Below are 19,843 nucleotides of genomic sequence, written 5' to 3'. Positions count from 1 at the left end.
GCAGGATCAGCAGCATCACGAAACCCCGATGTTGTTGCCGCCCGCGAAGGCCGGCGCGGTCGACCCTGGCTCGACGCCGGGCGGCGGGACCACCGCGTACCTGCCCTTGGCCCGGCCCGCCTCCACCGCCCGGTGGCTGAAGTCCCCGCCGATGGCCATGGCCGCCTTGCCCGAGGCGAACGCGGTGACGGTGTCCTTGCCGCCCGTGCCGGCGCACTTCGCGGCGGGGCAGTTGTCGTCGCCGAAGAGGGAGGTGTACGCCTCGATGCCCCGCCGCGCGGCGGCACTGTCGACGGCGGAGGCGTACGACCCGCCCTTGCCGGTGGCGAGTTCGCCGCCGTGGGCCCAGAGGAACGGCAGCGCGCCGTAGGTGTAGGCGCCGCCGACGGCGATGCCGTACAGGTCCGGCTCGGCGGCGCGGATCCTCTTCGCCGTGAACGCCAGTTCCTCCAGCGTCCTCGGGGCTTCGAGGCCCAGTCGGGCGAAGACGTCGGTGCGGTAGTACAGGGCCCGTACGCCGACGAAGTACGGGGCGCCGTAGACCTCGCCGTCCACGGTGACCGACTGCCGGGCGGTCGGGTCGGTGGTCTCGGCCTCCGGCCAGGCGCCGAACTCCTCTGTGAGGTCCAGGAGCCCGCCGTCCTTCACATGGCCGGCGGTGTCGGTGTTGCCGTACTCGATGACGTCGGGGGCGCTGCCGGGGCCGTTGAAGGCGGCCTTGATGCGCTGGGCGCGGGTCTCGACGGGGATGTACTCGACGGTGACCTCGGTGCCCTGGTGGGCCTTCTCGAAGCCGGCCAGGACCGCGTCGACGACCCGTTCCTCGGGCTTGTTGCCGACCTCCTGGAACAGCCAGACCCGCAGGGTGCCGGGCCTGTCGTCCCGGCCGGCGGAGGAGTTGCCGGACGTCTGGGGCGCGCAGGCGGTGGCGACGACGGCCGCGGCCAGGAGTCCGGCCAGCCGGGGGGAGAGCTTCATGGAGAGATCCTCCAGAGCGTTGCAGCATGCGCAATGACGGTTTTGCTCTGCACAACTCCGAGGAGGCTAGGGACAACATGAACATGCCCACAAGAGGTCTCGACCACTTCGTGGCACACAAAGGCCCCCGGAGCGCGCGCCGACGCGCTCCAGGGGCCTCGCGGGACTCAGCCGGGCCGCGGGAGGCTACTTCTTGTCGCCGCCGCCCTTGCCCTCGTCGCCGCCGGCGCCCATGGACTCGTAGATCTCCTTGCACATGGGGCACACCGGGTACTTCTTCGGGTCGCGGCCCGGTACCCAGACCTTGCCGCAGAGCGCCACGACGGGGGTGCCGTCGAGGGCGCTCGCCATGATCTTGTCCTTCTGGACGTAATGGGCGAAGCGCTCGTGATCGCCGTCACCGTGGGACACCTGTGGCGTCGGCTCTACGAGGGTCCCCGTACCAGTCCCGCGCTCGGGCTCGAGAGTGCTCATAAGTGCCAAGGGTACTGAAGCTCACACGCTTCAGTTGAGCGATGGGTCGTCCGGGTACGTCGCCACCATCGCCAGCTCGTTGCGCTGGCGGCGCAGCACCTCCCGCCAGAGCCGCTCGGGGGCCGGGGAGGACACGTCGCCCGGCTCGGACTCCACCACGTACCAGGCGCCCTCCCCCAGCTCGTCCTCCAGCTGGCCGGGGCCCCAACCGGCGTATCCGGCGAAGATCCGCAGGGAGCCCACCGCGGGGGCCAGCAGCTCCGGCGGGGCCTCCAGGTCCACCAGGCCGATCGCGCCGTGCACCCGGCGCCAGCCCAGCGGCGCGGTCCCGCCGCCGGTGTCACCGGGGACGACGGCGACGCCGAGGGCGGAGTCGAGGGAGACCGGGCCGCCCTGGAAGACGACGCCGGGCTCACCGGCGAGGCCGGCCCAGCCCTCCAGGATGTCGCCCACGTCCACCGGCGTCGGACGGTTGAGGACGACGCCGAGGGAGCCCTCCTCGTCGTGGTCGAGAAGGAGCACCACCGCGCGGTCGAAGTTCGGGTCCGCCAGGGCGGGCGTGGCCACGAGCAGCCGCCCTGTGAGCGAGGACACCTCGGTCATGGCAGACATGATCCCGCATGTTGTCCGTCCGTGGGGAGGCAATCGGGGCACGGGGGTGAGGAGCAGGTCAGGGCGCACCGGTGCAGCCCACGCGCACACGTGCCGGCCGTGACCGCATGTGCCCGTCACCCAACGGTTCGTGTTGTGACAGAGCTATGACGGTGCGGGGCGGTACGTGGGCTTACAGAAGGGGGGTGCAAGGCGATTACCCTTTCCCTCCTGGCCCCTGCCCCACCCCACGGAACGCGAGATTCATGACCGTCAACGGCGCTGATGACGTACTGCTTGTCCACGGCGGGACCCCGCTGGAGGGCGAGATCCGTGTCCGCGGTGCGAAGAACCTCGTACCGAAGGCCATGGTCGCCGCGCTGCTCGGCAGCGCGCCGAGCCGCATGCGCAACGTGCCGGACATCCGCGACGTGCGTGTCGTACGCGGACTGCTGCAGCTGCACGGGGTGACGGTCCGCCCGGGCGAGGAGCCCGGTGAACTGGTGCTCGACCCGACGCACGTCGAGAGCGCCAACGTGGCCGACATCGATGCCCACGCGGGGTCGAGCCGTATCCCGATCCTGTTCTGCGGGCCGCTGCTGCACCGCCTCGGGCACGCGTTCATCCCGGGCCTGGGCGGCTGTGACATCGGCGGCCGGCCCATCGACTTCCACTTCGACGTGCTGCGGCAGTTCGGCGCGACCATCGAGAAGCGGGCGGACGGCCAGTATCTGGAGGCCCCGCAGCGGCTGCGCGGCACGAAGATCCGGCTGCCGTACCCGTCCGTGGGCGCGACCGAGCAGGTGCTGCTGACGGCCGTTCTGGCCGAGGGCGTCACGGAGTTGTCCAACGCGGCCGTGGAGCCGGAGATCGAGGACCTGATCTGCGTGCTGCAGAAGATGGGCGCGATCATCGCGATGGACACCGACCGGACGATCCGCATCACCGGTGTGGACAGGCTCGGCGGCTACAACCACCGCGCCCTGCCGGACCGCCTGGAGGCAGCGTCCTGGGCGTCGGCGGCGCTGGCGACCGAGGGCAACATCTACGTCCGCGGCGCCCAGCAGCGGTCGATGATGACGTTCCTGAACACCTACCGGAAGGTGGGCGGCGCCTTCGAGATCGAGGACGAGGGCATCCGCTTCTGGCACCCGGGCGGACAGCTGAAGTCCATCGCCCTGGAGACGGACGTCCACCCCGGTTTCCAGACCGACTGGCAGCAGCCGCTGGTGGTGGCGCTGACGCAGGCCACGGGCCTGTCCATCATCCACGAGACGGTCTACGAGTCCCGCCTCGGCTTCACCTCCGCGCTGAACCAGATGGGCGCCCACATCCAGCTCTACCGCGAGTGCCTCGGCGGATCGCACTGCCGTTTCGGCCAGCGCAACTTCCTGCACTCGGCGGTCGTGTCGGGCCCGACCAAGCTGGAGGGCGCCGACCTGGTCATCCCCGACCTGCGCGGCGGCTTCTCCTACCTCATCGCCGCCCTCGCCGCCCAGGGCACCTCCCGGGTGCACGGCATCGAGCTGATCAACCGGGGCTACGAGAACTTCATGGAGAAGCTCATGGAGCTGGGCGCGAAGGTCGAGCTGCCCGGCAAGGCGCTCGGCTGACCGACGGCCCGGCACACGCCGATGGGGCGGCCACCCGGACTCGGGTGGCCGCCCCATCGGCGTGTGGAGAAGCGCCCCCGAAGGGGCGCGGGGAACTGCGCGACCAGCCACAGCCGGCCCGCAGTCGCCCGTGGCGCCACGCCGGTACGGCGTGAAGGCGCCCTTACTTGCCCTTGGCCGCTTCCTTGAGCTTGCTGCCCGCGGAGACCTTCACGCTGTAGCCGGCCGGGATCTGGATCGGCTCGCCGGTCTGCGGGTTGCGGGCGGTGCGAGCGGCACGGTGGGTGCGCTCGAAGGTGAGGAAGCCGGGGATGGTGACCTTCTCGTCGCCCTTGGAGACGATGTCGCCGACGACGTCGGCGAACGCGGCCAGCACGGCGTCGGCGTCCTTGCGGGTCACCTCGGCGCGGTCGGCCAGCGCGGCCACCAGCTCACTGCGGTTCATGTTGTTACTCCCGTGTTCTTCTTGCCGTTGCGGCGTGCCACGCGGCCAAGCCGCATGATGGGCACGGCCAAGCCGATGCTGCCAGGGTCCCCGGTGAGGTCCCGGACCCGGGTCCGTCGTCAGACCCTCGCGCCCAGGGAGGCATCCTGCCTCCACCTGCGGCGGTAAAGCCAATCCGGCACCCCCAGGAGTCGTGAGAACACCCTTGGGAGTCACACGATGAGAGGGCCTGAGCCTGGCCGCCACATTAGAGGGCGGGCCGGGTCCGCCGGTTCCGCGACGCGCCGGACGGCGGCCGTGAAGATCCTCACAGCCGCCGTGGCGCGGCCCGCACCGTCCGGTGGATCGCCCCTACGCGGTCGCGCCCGCCGCCTTCGCCGCCTCGCGGACCGCGCCGGCGACGGCACCGGCGACCTTGTCGTTGAAGACGCTGGGGACGATGTAGTTGGGGTTCAGTTCGTCCTCGGTCACCACGTCGGCGAGGGCCTGCGCGGCGGCCAGCATCATCTCGGTGTTGACGGTGCGCGACTGGGCGTCCAGCAGACCGCGGAAGACGCCCGGGAACACCAGCACGTTGTTGATCTGGTTGGGGAAGTCGGAGCGGCCCGTGGCCACAACCGCGGCCGTCTGACGGGCGATTGCCGGGTCGACCTCGGGGTCGGGGTTCGCGAGGGCGAACACGATCGCGCCGTCCGCCATCGCGGCCACGTCGGTGCCGTCGAGGACGTTGGGGGCCGAGACGCCGATGAAGACGTCGGCGTCGCGCACCGCCTCCTTCAGCGTGCCCGTGAGGCCCTCGGGGTTGGTGTTGTCGGCGATCCAGCGCAGCGCCGACCCGGGGGCGGCGTCGACGAGGTCGTCGCGGCCGGCGTGCACCACGCCGTGGATGTCGGCCACGACGGCGTTCTTCACCCCGGCGGCGAGCAGCAGCTTCAGGATCGCCGTACCGGCCGCGCCGGCGCCGGACATGACCACGCGGACGTTCTCGATGCCCTTGTCGACCACGCGCAGGGCGTTGGTGAGGGCGGCGAGGACGACGATCGCGGTGCCGTGCTGGTCGTCGTGGAAGACGGGGATGTCCAGGGCCTCGCGCAGCCGGGCCTCGATCTCGAAGCAGCGGGGCGCGGAGATGTCCTCCAGGTTGATGCCGGCGAAGCCGGGGGCGATCGCCTTGACGATCTCGACGATCGCGTCGGTGTCCTGGGTGTCGAGGCAGATCGGCCAGGCGTCGATGCCGGCGAACCGCTTGAACAGGGCCGCCTTGCCCTCCATGACGGGGAGCGCGGCCTTCGGGCCGATGTTGCCCAGGCCCAGCACCGCGGAGCCGTCCGTCACGACCGCGACGGAGTTGCGCTTGATGGTCAGCCGGCGGGCGTCCTCGGGGTTCTCGGCGATGGCCATGCAGACGCGGGCCACGCCCGGCGTGTAGACCATGGAGAGGTCGTCACGGTTGCGGATGGGGTGCTTCGACGCCATCTCGATCTTGCCGCCGAGGTGCATCAGGAAGGTGCGGTCCGAGACCTTGCCCAGCGTGACGCCCTCGATGCCGCGCAGCTTCTCCACGATCTCGTCGGCGTGCGCGGTGGAGCTGGCCGCGATGGTGACGTCGATCCGGAGCCTCTCGTGGCCGGAGGCGGTGACGTCGAGGCCGGTCACCGAGCCTCCGGAGGACTCCACGGCGGTGGTGAGCTGCGAGACGGCGGTTCCGCCCGCGGGCACCTCCAGCCGGACCGTCATCGAGTAGGAGACGCTGGGCGCCGTTGCCATGGCCGACTTCCTCTGCTTTCACCGTATGGCTGTGTTGTGCCGTCCGATCGTCGCACCTACCGCTCAGTACCTGTTAGCCGCCCTGGATTGCGAACGTTTTGTTCGCGCGCAGGCCGGCCAGCGGTAGCCGTCTTTCGGAAAACGACTTCCACCATACGAGAAGTTCAAGGCGGAAGGAAGACCATCGGGTGACGGAGAAAACTGCCCCGGGAAGGGGAATGGCCCTACGGCGATCGTTTGTTACCGTGGACGTGGCACCGGCTCGATCCAAGCCCCCGGGCCCAACCATCGTCGCTGCGAGCGACCACTTGCCGCGAGGCGAGCATGGCGGGTCGGTGCCACTCAGACGCAGCGCGTGAGGCCCGCACCATCGACGGTGCGGGCCTCACGCCGTCCGGCTCAGTCGCGCAGCAGGTCCGGCACCCCGGCCTCGTCCGGCTCGTCCCGCTCCCCCGAGACGACCGTCAGCTGCTGGGTGGCCCGGGTCAGTGCGACGTACAGCACACGCAGCCCGGCCGGCGACTCGTCCGCGATCTCGGCCGGGGAGACGACGACCGTCGCGTCGTACTCCAGACCCTTGGCCTCCAGGCTGCCGAGCGCCACCGCCCGGTCGCCGAGCCCGGCCAGCCAGCGGCGGGCCTCCTCGCGGCGGTTCATCGCCACCACGACGCCGACCGTGCCGTCGACCCGGTCCAGCAGGCGGGCGGTCTCCGCCCGGACGGTGTCGGCCGGCGCGTCCCCGGCCACCGCGAACCGCGGCCGCACGCCCGTGGAGCGCACCGCCGAGGGCGACTCGGAGCCCGGCATGGCCAGGGCGAGCACCCTGGCGGCCAGCTCGGCGATCTCGGCCGGGTTGCGGTAGTTCACGGTCAGCCGGAAGCGGCGCCCACGAGAGGGGCGGCCCGCAGGGCCTTCCTCGGAAGAGTGGTGGTGGGAGACGGGCGGGCGGCTGCCGAGGGCCTCGTCGCGGGCCGCGGCCGCCTCCTCGGGGTCGGACCAGGAGGACTGGGCCGGATCGCCGACGACCGTCCAGGTGGCCTGCCGGCCGCGGCGGCCGACCATGCGCCACTGCATCGGCGTGAGGTCCTGCGCCTCGTCGACGATGACGTGGGCGTACTCGGTGCGCTCCTGCGCCAGCCGCTCGGCGCGCTCGCGCCGGCTCTCCTCGCGCTGCGGCATCAGCTCCTCCAGGCCGGTGAGCTGGTCCAGCGGGTCGATCTCGCGCTTGCGGCGCGGGCGGGCCGGGGCGCCGAGGATCGCCTGCAACTCGTCGAGCAGGGCGATGTCGTGCACCGAGTAGCCCTCGCGGCGCAGCGAGCGGGCGATCCGGCGGACCTCACCGGGGTTGAGCACCCGGCGGGACCAGCGGCCCAGACGCCGCTCGTCGGCCATGGCCGCCAGCACCGCGGCCGGGGTCAGCTCCGGCCACCAGGCGTCCAGGAACGCGAGGAAGGAGTCCTCCGCCGACACGTCCTCGTCGAAGGAGGAGCGCAGCTCGGCGGCCAGTTCGGGGTCGGTGTGCCGGGCGGCGGCGCCGGATCTGTCCCACAGGGCGTCCAGCAGCAGCTTGCGGGCGCGGGGGCGCAGCAGGTTCACCGGCGCGGTGCCGCCGAGGGCGGCGCGGCGGATGCCCGCCAGCTCCTCGGCCTGCAGTTCGAGCCGGCGGCCGAAGGCGACGACCCGCAGCCGCTGCGGCGCGTCGTTCAGCTCCAGGGCGCCGCGGGCGGCCTTGCGCAGCACCTTGAGCATCCGGGCGGATCCCTTGGCACGGGCGGTGGCCGGGGAGTCGTAGAGCCCGGCCTCGGCGCCGTCGACGAGCGAGCCGATGGCCCGGATGGCGACCTGTCCCTCCTCGCCCAGGGAGGGCAGCACGCCCTCGGTGTACGCCACCAGCAGCGGGGTCGGGGAGACGATCAGGATGCCGCCCGCGTACCGGCGCCGGTCCTGGTAGAGCAGGTACGCCGCCCGGTGCAGGGCGACGGCGGTCTTGCCGGTGCCGGGGCCGCCCTCGACGTAGGTCACGGAGGCGGCGGGGGCCCGGATCACCAGGTCCTGCTCGGCCTGGATGGAGGCGACGATGTCCCGCATGCTGTGGGTGCGGGCCCGGCCGAGTGCGGCCATCAGGGCGCCGTCGCCGATCACCGCCAGCTCGTCGCCGTCGAGGTGCGCCCGGACCTCGGGGCGCATCAGGTCGTCCTCCACGCCGAGGACGCGCCGCCCCTTGGAGCGGATGACCCGGCGGCGGACCACCCGGCCGGGGTCGACCGGCGTGGAGCGGTAGAAGGGCGCGGCGGCGGGCGCCCGCCAGTCGATCACCAGGGGGGCGTAGTCCGCGTCCAGGACGCCGATACGGCCGATGTGCAGGGTCTCGGCGATGTCTGCGGTGTTGTCCGGCCGCACCGCGCCCTCGGCGGGCTCCACGGCGGTGTAGGCGCCGTCCGGGCCCTTCTTGCCGTCCTTGCCGGGGAGCAGGTCGATACGGCCGAAGAGGAAGTCCTCGAACTCGTTGTTCAGCCGGTTGAGGTGGATGCCGGCCCGGTAGACCTGGGCGTCCCGCTCGGCCAGCGCGCCGGGCGTGCCGACCTGGCCGCGCCGGGCCGCGTCGTCCATGAGGAACTCGGCCTCGTGGATCTTCTCCTCGAGGCGGCGGTACACCCGGTCCAGGTGTTCCTGCTCCACGCTGATCTCTCGGTCGCGTACGGAGTCGTGCACCGAGCCGACCGCTGAATCCTGCTGAGCCTGTGCGGCCACCGGGCCCCCTTCTGACGTGCTGGGCAGCCGTCAACCGTACGCGAAGGGGGCCACCGGAGGCTACGCGTCGACTTCCACGAGCCGCTTCCCGTCGAAGGTCATGACCTCGAAGTGGTCGATCTCGTTGGGCTCGAAGGCGGCGCCGCCATGGACGTAGAGCGGCTTCTTGGCCTGCTCGGTGGTGGCGTTCGGGATGCCGTAGCCCCAGTCCGGGACGGACCAGGAGGTGACCGTCTCGCGCTCGCCGTTCTTGCCGACGGCGATCAGGGAGCACTTCTCCGGGCCCTTGACGTTCTTCAGCTCCAGGACGGCGTGGGTGCCCCAGGCCTTCTTCTCCAGGGCCACGGTCGCGCTGACCTTGGTGCTCGGGTCGGTCGCGCTGACCCGGTCGGGCATCTCGGCGAAGGCGGAGGCGGCGGGACCGGCCTCCGGCGCCGCCTCGGTCTTCTGGCCGCCACCGCCGCCGCCGTCGCCGGTGGTCGCCACGGCCGCGAAGGGACCGCCGATGATCAGCGCGGCGGCGGTGCCCACCAGGTAGAGGTTGCGGCGCTTCTTGCGGGCGCGGCGCTCGGCGACCTCGTCGACGAGCTTCTCCGACAGCCGCGGGCTGGGCTTCGCCGACAGTGACTCGGCGATCGCGGGCGTGCCGGCGCCCGGCAGGTCCGCGAGGGCGGCCAGCATCGGCTCCATCCCGGCCAGCTCGTCCAGTTGCTGGGCGCACCACTCGCAGCCGGCCAGATGCGCCTCGAACGCGGTGGCCTCGGCGTCGTCGAGGATGCCGAGGGCGTAGGCGCCGACGGTCTCGTGTTCGTTCGGCACCGGTGCTCCCTGCGTGGGGCTCATGGGTCCAGAGTTACCCGTGTCACCCGCGCCGTATCCCTGAAAGCCTCCGTATCCGCTCATCACGCCGTCACCCCCCGCTCCTCCAGAGCCAGCTTCATCGAGCGCAGGGCGTAGAACACCCGTGAGCGCACGGTGCCGCTAGGTATGCCCAGTGTCTCGGCCGCCTCATTGACGGTACGCCCTTTGAAGTACGTCTCGACGAGAACCTCCCGGTGGGCCGGGGTCAGGTCGTCGAGCGCGTCCGACAGCGTCATCAGCCACAGCGCCTTGTCGATCTCGTCCTCCGCGGGGATGACCTCCAGCGGCGACGGATCGACCTCCTGCGGCCGGGCCTGCCGGCTGCGGTGGCCGTCGATGACGATGCGCCGGGCGACCGTCACCAGCCAGGGGCGTACCGATCCGGTCGCCCGATTGAGCTGACCGGCGTTCTTCCAGGCACGGATGAGCGTCTCCTGCACGACGTCCTCGGCGCGCTGCCGGTCCCCCGCGACCAGTCGCAGCACATACGCCAGCAGCGGTCCGGCGTGCTCCCGGTACAGCGCACGCATCAGCTCCTCGTCGGGTTCCGAGGGCTGGGAGGACATGCGATGTCGGGCCCTCGTTCCACGTTCCCTGGCCACGACGGGATCCTTGCGCACGCCCACCTCCGATGTCCGGGGCCTCCCCCGAGTCGGTCGCTCGCCCATCCGGTACGGATGCGGGGCGCCGGGTGTTCAAAGGGGGGCGGCAGTTTTCTCCGGCGGGCATGACGAGCGGGACATGCGGCCACATTTCCCACGCGATTTGCCACGTGATCTCTCACGCGCGGGCGAGGGCGGCGGCGCGGCGGCGGTGGCGGGCGACGCGTTCGCGGTTGCCGCAGATCCCGCTGGAGCACCAGCGCCGGCGGCGGCCCCGGGAGGTGTCCAGGTACACGATCGGGCAGTTGTCGCCCTCGCACTGGCGCAGCGCCGCACGGGCGACGGGATCGGTGAGCAGTTCCACGGCGTCCCGGGCCACCGCGGCCAGCAGGGCGGTGCACTCCGGGGGGCCGGTCAGCTCCCGGACGAGGGCACCGTCTTCGCCGCGCACCGCGCGCGGCGCCGGGGGCGCGGCGCGGGCCAGGTCGTTCACCCGGGCCAGCGCCAGGTCGTAGGGACGGGCGCCGGGTGCCGGGCGGGCGCGCACCAACAGGGACGTCTGGGCGCGCAGTTCGCGGAAGGCGGCCGGCCAGGAGGCGTCTGCGTGCGCCAGCGGGGTGCCCGGCGGGACGAGCCCGCAGCCGGTGATCCACGCGCGCAGCACCGCGACGGAGGTGAGCCGCTCGACCGGGTGGGTGGTGGTGAGGAGGTCCAGACAGATCCGTCCGGTGTCGAACCGCAGGTCGTACGGGGACGTGGCCGTACCCAGTGCCATGTGCCTGTCACCGCCTAGGGTTTCCCCAGCAGGTGGGAGCGGAGCGCTCCCGGAGCATTCCCCTCCCACAGTGCCCGCCCGCTCCCGGCTCCGGAACCCCTCCGGCCGGCCGTACGGGGTTCAGGCGTCGTCGTCGGCGTACTTGGTGTCGGCGGCCGGGTCCAAGGCGAGCCGGTAGCCGCGCTTGACCACGGTCTGGATCAGCTTCGGCGCCCCGAGGGCGGTGCGCAGCCGGGCCATCGCCGTCTCCACCGCGTGCTCGTCGCGCCCGGTACCCGGCAGGGCCCGCAGCAGCTCCGCGCGGGAGACCACCCAGCCGGGCCGCCGGGCCAGCGCCCGCAGGAGCGACATCCCGGCGGGCGGTACGGGTTTCAGCTCGCCGTCCACCAGCACCGCGTGCCCGCGGATCTCCACCTGGCGCCCGGCCAGCGGCAGCGACCGCGCGCGGCCCGGGAGTTCCTGGCACAGCAGCTGGACGAGCGGGCCGAGCCGGAACCGCTCGGGCTGGACGGTGTCGATCCCGCGCGCCTGCAACGGCAGCGCGGTGACCGGGCCGACGCAGGCCGGCAGGACGTCGTGGCCGAGGGCGGCGAGCAGTTCGGGCAGCAGCCCGCGTTCCTCGGCGCGGGAGAAGAGGGAGGCGGCGGCGGGCGCGCTGGTGAAGGTCACGGCGTCCAGGCCGCGCGAGACGGCGGCGTCCAGGAGCCGGTCGACGGGACCGAGGTCCTCCGGCGGAAGCCACCGGTAGACGGGGACGCCGACGACGTCGGCGCCGCCCGCCCGCAGCGCCTCCACGAACCCGGGCAGCGGCTCGCCGTGCAACTGGACGGCGATGCGGCGGCCGTCGACGCCCTGCTCCAGCAGCCGGTCCAGCACCTCGGCCAGGGACTCGGACGACGGCGACCACCGCTCGGTCAGCCCGGCGGCCCGGACCGCGCCCTTGACCTTCGGGCCGCGGGCCAGCAGCTCCACCGTGCGCAGCCGGTCGAGCAGGGCCTCGCCGAGCCCCCAGCCGTCGGCGGCCTCGACCCAGCCCCGGAAGCCGATGGCCGTGGTGGCGACGACCACGTCGGGCGCCTGGCCGATGATCTCCTTGGTCGCGGCGAGCAGTTCGCTGTCGTCGGCGAGCGGCACGATCCGCAGGGCGGGGGCGTGCAGGACTGCGGCACCGCGCCGCTGCAGGAGCGCCCCCAGTTCGTCGGCCCGGCGGGCGGCGGTCACCCCCACGGTGAAGCCGGCCAGCGGGCCGTGGTCCGGTCGCTGCTGTTCGTCGTCCATGGCACTCGCCCCTGATCATTCACATTCACGCGTCGTTCACACCCACGTGCCGGACGAGCCTGTCAACGGCTCGTGACAGGCTCGGTTCGGACGTATGTCACCAGTGTTACGTCCCGCGCGGTCACACGTCGGCGTAGCTGAACTGCGGTTTCGTCTCGGCGGCGACGCCCTGGTCCGGCGCTGTGGCGGCCGGGCGGCGGAGGTATACGGCCCAGGTGACCGCGAAGCAGGCGGCGTAGAAGGCGAGGAAGGCGACGAAGGCGCCGGTGCCGGAGCCGTAGGAGAGGAAGGACTGCCGGAAGGCGAGGTTGATGCCGACGCCGCCGAGCGCGCCCACGGCCCCGATGAGCCCCATGGAGGCACCGGACAGCCGCCGCCCGTACGCGGCCGCCTCCTCCCCGGACAGGCCCTTGGCCAGCGCCTTGGCCTGGAAGATGCCGGGGATCATCTTGAACGTCGAGCCGTTGCCGAGCCCGCTGAGCACGAACAGCACGACGAACACGGCGACGAACAGCGCCAGCGACCGCTGCATGCTGGCCATGACGAGTACGGCGGTGGCGGCGCCCATGGCGACGTAGTTCCACAGCGTGATCCGCGCCCCGCCGTACCGGTCGGCGAGCCGCCCGCCCACGGGCCGGATCAGCGAGCCGAGCAGCGGACCGATGAAGGTGAGGTAGGCGGCCTGCATCGGAGTCCGCCCGAACTGGCTGGTCAGCACCTGCCCGAAGGCGAAGCTGTAGCCGATGAACGACCCGAACGTGCCGACGTAGAGGAAGGCCATGATCCAGGTGTGGCGGTCCCGGGCGGCGTCCTTGGCGGCGCCGGTGTCGTTCCTCACGGACGCGATGTTGTCCATGTACAGCGCGGAGAGGGTGGCGGCGAGGACGATCAGCGGGATGTAGATGCCGAGCAGCACCCGCGGTCCCCCGCTCGCGCCGATGATGGCGAGGGCGACCAGCTGGATGACGGGCACGCCGATGTTGCCGCCGCCCGCGTTCATACCGAGCGCCCAGCCCTTCTTCCGCAGCGGGAAGAAGGCGTTGATGTTGGTCATGGACGAGGCGAAGTTGCCGCCGCCGATGCCGGCCAGCAGGCCGACCAGCAGGAAGGTGGAGTAGGACGTCCCCGGTTCCATCACGACGAAGGCGGCGACGGTCGGGATCAGCAGCAGACTGGCCGAGATGATCGTCCAGTTCCGGCCGCCGAAGACCGCGACGGCGAAGGTGTAGGGCACCCGGACGACCGCGCCGACGAGGGTGACCACGGAGGTCAGCAGGAACTTGTCGGCCGCGGTCAGCCCGTACTCGGGTCCCATGAAGAGGACGAGCACGGACCACAGGGTCCACACCGAGAACCCGATGTGCTCGGACAGCACGGAGAAGAACAGGTTCCGGTTGGCGACCTTCTCACCGGTCTCCCGCCAGAACGTCTCGTCCTCGGGGTCCCAGCGCTCGATCCAGCGGCCGCCCCTGTGCCGGGGTGCGGGGGCTGTACCAGGGCCTGTCATGACGCCTCCACGGTGCTCCGAAACTCGGAGTTCCGAAGGTAGGGAGGACGCGTTTCCGGCCTGTGCCTGTGGGTGACCGGAAGGGAACGTTGCTCTCACCCCGCCGGGGAGCGGGGTGAGAGGTCACGGCGCGGCCCGGGCGGTCACCTGCTCCGCGACCGCCGCCTGCCGGTCCCGTTCGGCCACAGCCGCGGCCTGCGCCCGGCCGCCAGGTCCTCGACCCAGCCGACCGCGACGACCATCAGGCCGATCAGGGGCCAGACCAGGAAGAACATCCACAGCGTGTAGGTCGAGCCGAGGGCGTCCACGGCGCGCTCGCTCTGCATGAAGGGGAGTTCGAAGGCCAGGTCGATGATCGGGATCGTGGCCATGATGAGCATGTTGTGCCACAGGTAGATGGTGACCGCCCGGTTGTTGGAGAGGGTCACCAGCCGGTCCCACCTCTTCAGCCGGCCGGGGAGTTCCTGCCAGGACGGGGAGTACTGGAGGAGGATCACGACGAAGCCGAAGGACCAGGTGGCCTGGGCCAGCGGGATGTCGTTCAGGTCCCAGCCGTCGGCGCCCAGGTGGTTCGACGCCCACCACAGGCCGAACGCCATGATCAGGGCCGCGAGCGAGACGGAGACATAGCGGGGGATCTGCTTCAGCAGGCCCTCGTGGTGGGCGAAGCCCAGCACCCAGCAGCCGCCGTAGACCGCGAAGTCGGTGACGGCGTTGCCGGTCTCGCCGGGGATGGTCACCAGGCCGGTGCCGACGATCGCCGTCAGGCCCAGCGGCGCGAGCAGCGTCGGCCACGGCGCCCGGCGGAACGCCCACAGCAGCAGGGGGGAGGCGATCACGAACCACAGGTACGCGCGCAGGTACCACAGGGGACCCGCGGCCTGCACCGCCCAGGTGTCCTCCAGCAGCCCGGACGGCGAGCCGATCTGCCAGGGGAAGGGCGGGGCGCCGATCGGGACCAGGTAGTTGACGAGGCCGAGCAGGCCCCAGGTGTCGCCGTGGTCCGCGTCGTCGGCCGGGTTCCAGCCGCCGGCGAACAGCAGCGCCAGCACCACCGCGCTGAACGCCCACAGCGGCGGCAGGAGGCGCCGCACACGGCTCTTGATCACGCCCAGCGCGGGCCGGTTCAGGGAGCGCGCCATCAGGGAGCCCGCCAGCGCGAACATCACGCCCATCGACGGGAACAGCACCGTCAGCCAGGCCCAGCCGAAGAGGTGGTAGACGACGACGCGGACCAGGGCGACGGAGCGCAGCAGGTCCAGGTAGCGGTCGCGGCCCGGCTTCCGGGGGGCCGCGGCCCCCGTCTCCGGCGCGCTCTGCGGTGCGGGCTCCGGAGCCGGGACCGTGGTGCGCTGCTGCGGGATCCCGTACGGCGGCTGGGGGGCTCCGTAGGGCGCCTGCGGGGTTCCGTACGGCGCCTGGGGGCTTCCGTAGGGGGTCGGCTCCGGGCTCGTGCCGGTCGGGTGTCCGTGGGTCATGCCACCGGCCTCCGGTCATCGCTGCCGCGCGTCCGCTGGCGCGGCATCCCGGGGGCGCCGCCGGGCGCCTCGACGACACCGGTGCGGCGCAGCTTCTGCCAGCGCAGGCGGCCGCCGGTGAGCGCGGTGATCCAGGACTGGAGCAGCACGACGTACATCAGCTGGCGGTAGAGGATCTGCTGCAACGGCAGCGAGATGAGATGGGTCATGCGTTCGCGGTCGAGGCGGAAGGCGTACGCCGCGCAGACCGCCTGGATCGCCAGCACGCCCAGCCAGGCCACGATCGTCTTCTCGGTCGGGCCGAAGACGATCCCGTAGAGGAGGAAGATGTCGATCAACGGGGCCAGCAGCGGGGCCAGCACCATGAAGAGCGAGACGAAGGGCAGTCCGACCCGGCCGAAGCGGCCCGAGGGGCCCTTGTCGATCAGGGCCCGGCGGTGCTTCCAGATCGCCTGCATCGTGCCGTAGGACCAGCGGTAGCGCTGGGACCACAGCTGCTGGACGGTCTCCGGCGCCTCGGTCCAGGCGCGGGCGTTCTCGGCGTAGACCACGCGCCAGCCGTCGCGGTGCAGCGCCATGGTGACGTCGGTGTCCTCGGCGAGCGTGTCGTCGCTCATGCCGCCGACCCGCTCCAGCGCCGAGCGCCGGAACGCGCCGACGGCGCCCGGGATGGTCGGCATGCAGCGCAGGACGTCGTACATGCGGCGGTCCAGGTTGAAGCCCATCACGTACTCGATGTGCTGCCAGGCGCCGATGAGGCTGTCCTTGTTGCCGACCTTGGCGTTGCCGGCGACCGCGCCGACGTTCGGGTCGCCGAAGGGCTGGACGAGTTCGCGGACGGTCGAGGGCTCGAAGACCGTGTCGCCGTCCATCATCACGACGATGTCGTGGCGGGCGTTGGCCAGGCCCCTGTTGAGCGCGGCCGGTTTGCCCGCGTTGAGCTGCCGGACGACGCGGACGTTGGGCAGGCCCATGGCCTCGACGATGCGGGCCGTGCCGTCGGTCGAGCCGTCGTCGACGACCAGGATCTCGATGGGGTGGTCACTGGCCATCAGCGAACGGACGGTGTTCTCGATGCACTTGGCCTCGTTGTACGCCGGGACCAGCACCGACACGGGTTCGGTGACCGGCGGTCCCCAGCGGAAGCCGCGGCGGCGCACCCGGCGGGCGTGGATGCCGGAGAGGACCAGCATCAGCAGGAAGCGCCCGATGACCAGGAAGCCGATGACCGCGAGACCGGCCACCAGGACGTCGGTGATGTGCTCGGACGCCTGGACCAGGAAGACCCAGGCCTTGCCCTTCCACAGGTCGGTCCCGGTGACGGGGCTGTGCGCGCTGGGCGCGTCCAGGGCCTCGGTGAGGTTGTCGAACTCGTAGCCCTGCTTCTTCAGGTCGGGCAGGAACCTGTCCAGCGCCGCGACGGTCTGGCTGCGGTCGCCGCCGGAGTCGTGCATCAGGACGATGGCGCCCTTGCCGCCCTCGGGCGTGGCCCGGCGGATGATCTCGTCGACGCCGGGGCGCTGCCAGTCCTCGCTGTCGGTGTTGTTGACGACCGTGATGTAGCCGCGGGAGCCGATGTACTGGGTGACCGGCCAGGTCTCGTTGTCCATGGCGTCGGCGAAGGAGGAGTACGGCGGCCGGAACAGGGAGGTGCGGATGCCGGCGGCGCCGGTGATGGCGAGCTGGTTCTGCGACAGCTCCCAGTCGATGCGGTCCTTGGACTGGAGGGAGAGGTCGGGGTGGTTGAAGGTGTGCAGGCCGATCTCGTGGCCCTCGTCCACCATGCGCCTGACCAGGTCCGGGTAGCGGGAGGCCATGGTGCCGGTGACGAAGAAGACGGCGTGCGCGTCGTGCTCCTTCAGCACGTCCAGGACCTTCGGGGTCCAGATCGGGTCCGGGCCGTCGTCGAAGGTGAGGACCAGGCGGTGGTCCGGGACGCTCAGGCTCTCGGTGCGGCCGCCACGGGTGTCGATGACGGGGCCGCCCTCCAGGATCTCCTCCGGAACCCGGTCGGTGGCGGCGGGGGCCTGGACGCGGTGGTCGGCGAGGATCTCGCTGTGCACGTAGCCGCGCAGCATGAGCATCGCCATCAGGGCGGCGAGGACGAGCACCGGCAGCAGCAGGCGCAAGGGCAGACGGCGCCGCGGGGAGCCGTCACGGGCTCCGGTCGCGGCCCGGTGACGGCGGGTGCGGGATGCCATCAGAGGGTGTACTCCGGGGACGGGGAGGGAGAGGGGTGAGCGTCGGCGAACGGGGCCGCGACGGGGGACGGGTCGGTCGCGCCGTTCGGGACGGTGCCGGTCCCGGGGTCGCCGCCGGTGCCCGCGGAGTCGCCGCCGCCGGTGGTCGGGGACGGGTCGGGGGAGGGTTCGCCGCCGTCCGTGGGGCTCGGGTCCACCGGGCCGGGGTCCGGGGCCTTCGGCGTGTCGCCCGGGCCCGGCTCGGTCGCGCCGCCGGCGCCCGGCCTGGGGGTGGTCCGGGTGGCGGTCGGCTCGGGGTCGGCCGCACCGGCGGGCGGTGCGGGGTCGGCGGTGGTGCCGGCGGCGGGTGCTTCGGCGCCGGGGGCGGGTGCCGCCGTGTCACCGGCCGAAGGGGTGGCACGGGGGACGGTGCCGCCGGCGGTGGCGGACGGCTCTACGGGCTCCTCGGGCAGCGGCGTGGTGTCGACCTGGCCGGCCGGTTTGCCCTCCTGCTGGCCCGGGACGGGCAGCCAGGGCGCGTTGGAGTTGCCGGACATCAGCGTGGCCACCATGACGACCGCGTAGACGGCGCAGGCGATGCCGACGGCTATGCCGAGGCGGCGGAAACGGCGGCTGCGGCGGCCGGAGGCGTCGACGAAGACGGGCCCGTCGGAGCCCTCGGGGGCCCTGCGGGGGGTGCCCTCGGCCCGGCGGAGCAGTCCGTCCCCGAGCTGGACGGCGTCGAGCTGGACCGTCACCTCGTGCGGGTCGTGGGTGTGTTCCGCGCCGGCGTCCGGCGAGGGCGCCGCGGTTCCGGGCGCGTCCGCCCATGGGTCGCGGAGGGGGGCGGTACCGGGGCCGGTACCGGGCGCGTCCGCCCATGGGTCGCGGAGGGGGGCGGTACCGGGGCCGGTACCGGGGCCGGGGAAGGCTCGGGTGGCGGCGACCGAGGGGAGGACGTCCGTGGCGTCGTCGTCCGGGCCACCGGGTCGGTACGGCCGCATGGGGCGGGTCCGGTCCTGCCCCGTCCGGTCGGGGCCCGGCCGCTCCGCGCTCGTCCAGTCCGGGCCTGCTCGGTCCGGGCCTATTCGGTCCGGGCCTATTCGGTTTGCGCCGGGGCGGTGCGCGCCCGTTCGGTCCGGGCCCATGGGGTTTCGGTCCCTTCGGGAACCCGGTGTCCGGGTGGGGGCGGCGGAGGCGGCGGAGGCGGCGGAGGTGGCGGGGGCGGCGTCCTGGCCGGGCGGGCGTATGCCGGCGCCGGGCTCGGGGAACGCGCCGGTCTCGGGAAACCCGTGCCTCATGCCGGCGCCGGGCCTCGTCTCAGGAAGCCCGCGGGTCACCGAGGCGGCCTCGGGCCACTCCGGTTGGGCGTCTTTCTGCCATTTCTTCACGCGCACGCACTTCCCCCCACGGGACAGTTCCGGGTGCGCATACGACTCCGAGCACCCGTCGACCGAACCGGCCCCCACCAGGTTCGAGCGCCCCCTGTACCACACCGTGCTCAGGCCAAGAATGTAGCGCACGTGGAGAGCCTGTGGTTTCCACGGTGTCAGTTGGGGACGGACATCACAGTGGCATCACTGTCCGGAATCCATCCGTCTGCGGGTCGCCGGAGCCACTCGTTCTCGGCCGCGAGCTGGGCCGCGGCCCGGCGGAGCGCGTCCAGCGCCGGGTGCACCAGCCCCTTTCGCCAGACGAGTGACACGGGCGACAGCGGCACCGGATCGACCAGTGGACGCACCACCGTGCGCGGCATGGCCGGAAAGTGCACGACGGCGAGGATCGGGGTGGGCGACTTCCCCATGATCCGCTGGAACTCCTCCTCCCCCACGGCCAGCGGAACGGGTGACGCCACATCGATGCCGCGTCCCTCGAACAGGTGCTGTGCGAGGTCGGTCCACTCCGGTGTCCGCGGATTGCCGGCCCCGGCGTACACCGTCTCCCCCGCCAGCGCGGCGAGCGGCACCTCGGGCCACGGGGCCAGCGGGTGGTCCTCGGGCAGCACGACCGCCATGGGCTCGTACCGGACCGGCTGGTGGGAGAGCCCGGCCCGCAGCGCCGGCGCCAGCCCCGCGAACCGCCCGAACGACGCGTCGAGGCGGCCGGCGAGCACTTCGGCGGCGGCGTACGTCAGCCCGCTCTCGTAACGGGCCATCAACTCCTGGTCGGGGGCGAGCCGGCGGGCCCGGTGCAGCACCTCGCGTCCGGTGGCCAGCCCCGGGGAGTTGAGGTCCACCAGCAGCGGCCGGGCCTGCCCGAAGGCGGCGAGGAGGTCGTCCTGCGCCTGGAGCACCCGCCGGGCGTACGGCAGCAGCCGCTCGCCGTCGGCGGTGAGCGTCACCTGCCGGGTGCTCCGGACGAACAGTTCGCAGCCCAGCTCCCGCTCCAGCCGCCGTACGTCCCGGCTGAGCGCCTGCTGGGCCACGTACAGCCGGGCGGCGGCCCGGGTGAAGTGCAGCTCCTCGGCGACGGTGACGAAGGCGCGCAGAAGGCGGGGTTCGAGGTGGCCGGGGTGGCCGGGGAGGTCGGGGGAAGGCATCCGG

Annotated in this window: 15 protein-coding genes and 1 pseudogene; 1 reads left to right on the top strand and 15 read right to left on the bottom strand. The window is 72.4% G+C overall.

What is annotated here, in order from left to right:
* Positions 1-21: 21 nt before the first annotated feature.
* The 3 genes and pseudogenes from ACLGIH_RS21290 to ACLGIH_RS21280 all read right to left on the bottom strand — a co-directional run.
* Positions 22-978, bottom strand: a pseudogene (locus ACLGIH_RS21290) (extracellular solute-binding protein); the annotation flags it as partial.
* Positions 979-1,164: 186 nt separating this feature from the next.
* Positions 1,165-1,452, bottom strand: coding sequence for a DUF3039 domain-containing protein (locus ACLGIH_RS21285; RefSeq protein ID WP_416526850.1), 288 nt, complete (start codon positions 1,450-1,452; stop codon positions 1,165-1,167).
* A 30-nt stretch (positions 1,453-1,482) separates the two neighbouring features.
* A complete protein-coding gene (locus ACLGIH_RS21280) occupies positions 1,483-2,055 on the bottom strand; it encodes a YqgE/AlgH family protein (protein WP_416529442.1) in 573 nt (190 codons plus the stop codon).
* Between the two features lie 254 nt (positions 2,056-2,309).
* Here ACLGIH_RS21280 and murA point away from each other — a divergent pair, with 254 nt between their 5' ends.
* Positions 2,310-3,656 (top strand): UDP-N-acetylglucosamine 1-carboxyvinyltransferase, encoded by a 1,347-nt coding sequence (gene murA, locus ACLGIH_RS21275; protein WP_416526849.1) that lies wholly within the window; start codon positions 2,310-2,312, stop codon positions 3,654-3,656.
* Positions 3,657-3,819: 163 nt separating this feature from the next.
* Here the strand turns inward: murA and ACLGIH_RS21270 are convergent, their stop codons facing one another.
* The 12 genes from ACLGIH_RS21270 to ACLGIH_RS21215 all read right to left on the bottom strand — a co-directional run bounded on the left by ACLGIH_RS21270 (position 3,820) and on the right by ACLGIH_RS21215 (position 19,839).
* Positions 3,820-4,101, bottom strand: a complete 282-nt coding sequence (locus ACLGIH_RS21270; protein WP_003990598.1) for an HU family DNA-binding protein — start codon at positions 4,099-4,101, stop codon at positions 3,820-3,822.
* Positions 4,102-4,452: 351 nt separating this feature from the next.
* On the bottom strand, positions 4,453-5,868 hold the full coding sequence (locus tag ACLGIH_RS21265; protein WP_416526848.1) for an NAD-dependent malic enzyme: 1,416 nt from the start codon (positions 5,866-5,868) through the stop codon (positions 4,453-4,455).
* 399 nt (positions 5,869-6,267) lie between these two features.
* The gene (locus tag ACLGIH_RS21260) at positions 6,268-8,619 is read right to left on the bottom strand and encodes a HelD family protein (protein WP_416526847.1); all 2,352 of its coding nucleotides are present in this window, start codon (positions 8,617-8,619) and stop codon (positions 6,268-6,270) included.
* A 60-nt stretch (positions 8,620-8,679) separates the two neighbouring features.
* A complete protein-coding gene (locus ACLGIH_RS21255; RefSeq protein WP_416526846.1) occupies positions 8,680-9,462 on the bottom strand; it encodes an anti-sigma factor family protein in 783 nt (260 codons plus the stop codon).
* A 59-nt stretch (positions 9,463-9,521) separates the two neighbouring features.
* A complete protein-coding gene (locus ACLGIH_RS21250) occupies positions 9,522-10,046 on the bottom strand; it encodes a sigma-70 family RNA polymerase sigma factor (protein ID WP_023550130.1) in 525 nt (174 codons plus the stop codon).
* Between the two features lie 214 nt (positions 10,047-10,260).
* Positions 10,261-10,857, bottom strand: a complete 597-nt coding sequence (locus ACLGIH_RS21245; protein WP_416526845.1) for a CGNR zinc finger domain-containing protein — start codon at positions 10,855-10,857, stop codon at positions 10,261-10,263.
* A 120-nt stretch (positions 10,858-10,977) separates the two neighbouring features.
* Positions 10,978-12,135: a uroporphyrinogen-III synthase gene (locus tag ACLGIH_RS21240; RefSeq protein WP_416526844.1), complete on the bottom strand. Its 1,158-nt coding sequence runs from the start codon at positions 12,133-12,135 to the stop codon at positions 10,978-10,980.
* Positions 12,136-12,256: 121 nt separating this feature from the next.
* Complete coding sequence (locus tag ACLGIH_RS21235) at positions 12,257-13,642, bottom strand: nitrate/nitrite transporter (protein WP_416526843.1); 1,386 nt, start codon at positions 13,640-13,642, stop codon at positions 12,257-12,259.
* Positions 13,643-13,785: 143 nt separating this feature from the next.
* Complete coding sequence (locus tag ACLGIH_RS21230) at positions 13,786-15,120, bottom strand: acyltransferase family protein (protein WP_416526842.1); 1,335 nt, start codon at positions 15,118-15,120, stop codon at positions 13,786-13,788.
* Positions 15,117-17,321 (bottom strand): bifunctional polysaccharide deacetylase/glycosyltransferase family 2 protein, encoded by a 2,205-nt coding sequence (locus ACLGIH_RS21225; RefSeq protein WP_416526841.1) that lies wholly within the window; start codon positions 17,319-17,321, stop codon positions 15,117-15,119. Before ACLGIH_RS21225 ends, ACLGIH_RS21230 begins: the two co-directional genes overlap by 4 nt.
* A complete protein-coding gene (locus ACLGIH_RS21220) occupies positions 17,321-18,304 on the bottom strand; it encodes a hypothetical protein (protein ID WP_416526840.1) in 984 nt (327 codons plus the stop codon). Before ACLGIH_RS21220 ends, ACLGIH_RS21225 begins: the two co-directional genes overlap by 1 nt.
* A gap of 545 nt (positions 18,305-18,849) precedes the next feature.
* Positions 18,850-19,839 (bottom strand): LysR family transcriptional regulator, encoded by a 990-nt coding sequence (locus ACLGIH_RS21215; protein WP_416526839.1) that lies wholly within the window; start codon positions 19,837-19,839, stop codon positions 18,850-18,852.
* Between the last annotated feature and the right edge of the window lie 4 nt (positions 19,840-19,843).

It is taken from the genome of Streptomyces hamibioticus (assembly GCF_047946815.1).
Lineage (GTDB): Bacteria > Actinomycetota > Actinomycetes > Streptomycetales > Streptomycetaceae > Streptomyces.
This window is presented reverse-complemented; position numbering and strand designations above follow the sequence as displayed.

Excerpts from the sequence above, each read along its gene's own strand:
- ACLGIH_RS21285 (WP_416526850.1), bottom strand. The coding sequence starts at position 1,452 with ATGAGCACTCTCGAGCCCGAGCGCGGGACTGGTACGGGGACCCTCGTA.
- ACLGIH_RS21280 (WP_416529442.1), bottom strand. The coding sequence starts at position 2,055 with ATGACCGAGGTGTCCTCGCTCACAGGGCGGCTGCTCGTGGCCACGCCC.
- murA (WP_416526849.1), top strand. The coding sequence starts at position 2,310 with ATGACCGTCAACGGCGCTGATGACGTACTGCTTGTCCACGGCGGGACC.
- ACLGIH_RS21270 (WP_003990598.1), bottom strand. The coding sequence starts at position 4,101 with ATGAACCGCAGTGAGCTGGTGGCCGCGCTGGCCGACCGCGCCGAGGTG.
- ACLGIH_RS21265 (WP_416526848.1), bottom strand. The coding sequence starts at position 5,868 with ATGGCAACGGCGCCCAGCGTCTCCTACTCGATGACGGTCCGGCTGGAG.
- ACLGIH_RS21255 (WP_416526846.1), bottom strand. The coding sequence starts at position 9,462 with ATGAGCCCCACGCAGGGAGCACCGGTGCCGAACGAACACGAGACCGTC.
- ACLGIH_RS21250 (WP_023550130.1), bottom strand. The coding sequence starts at position 10,046 with ATGTCCTCCCAGCCCTCGGAACCCGACGAGGAGCTGATGCGTGCGCTG.
- ACLGIH_RS21245 (WP_416526845.1), bottom strand. The coding sequence starts at position 10,857 with ATGGCACTGGGTACGGCCACGTCCCCGTACGACCTGCGGTTCGACACC.
- ACLGIH_RS21240 (WP_416526844.1), bottom strand. The coding sequence starts at position 12,135 with ATGGACGACGAACAGCAGCGACCGGACCACGGCCCGCTGGCCGGCTTC.
- ACLGIH_RS21235 (WP_416526843.1), bottom strand. The coding sequence starts at position 13,642 with ATGACAGGCCCTGGTACAGCCCCCGCACCCCGGCACAGGGGCGGCCGC.
- ACLGIH_RS21230 (WP_416526842.1), bottom strand. The coding sequence starts at position 15,120 with ATGACCCACGGACACCCGACCGGCACGAGCCCGGAGCCGACCCCCTAC.
- ACLGIH_RS21225 (WP_416526841.1), bottom strand. The coding sequence starts at position 17,321 with ATGGCATCCCGCACCCGCCGTCACCGGGCCGCGACCGGAGCCCGTGAC.
- ACLGIH_RS21220 (WP_416526840.1), bottom strand. The coding sequence starts at position 18,304 with ATGCGGCCGTACCGACCCGGTGGCCCGGACGACGACGCCACGGACGTC.
- ACLGIH_RS21215 (WP_416526839.1), bottom strand. The coding sequence starts at position 19,839 with ATGCCTTCCCCCGACCTCCCCGGCCACCCCGGCCACCTCGAACCCCGC.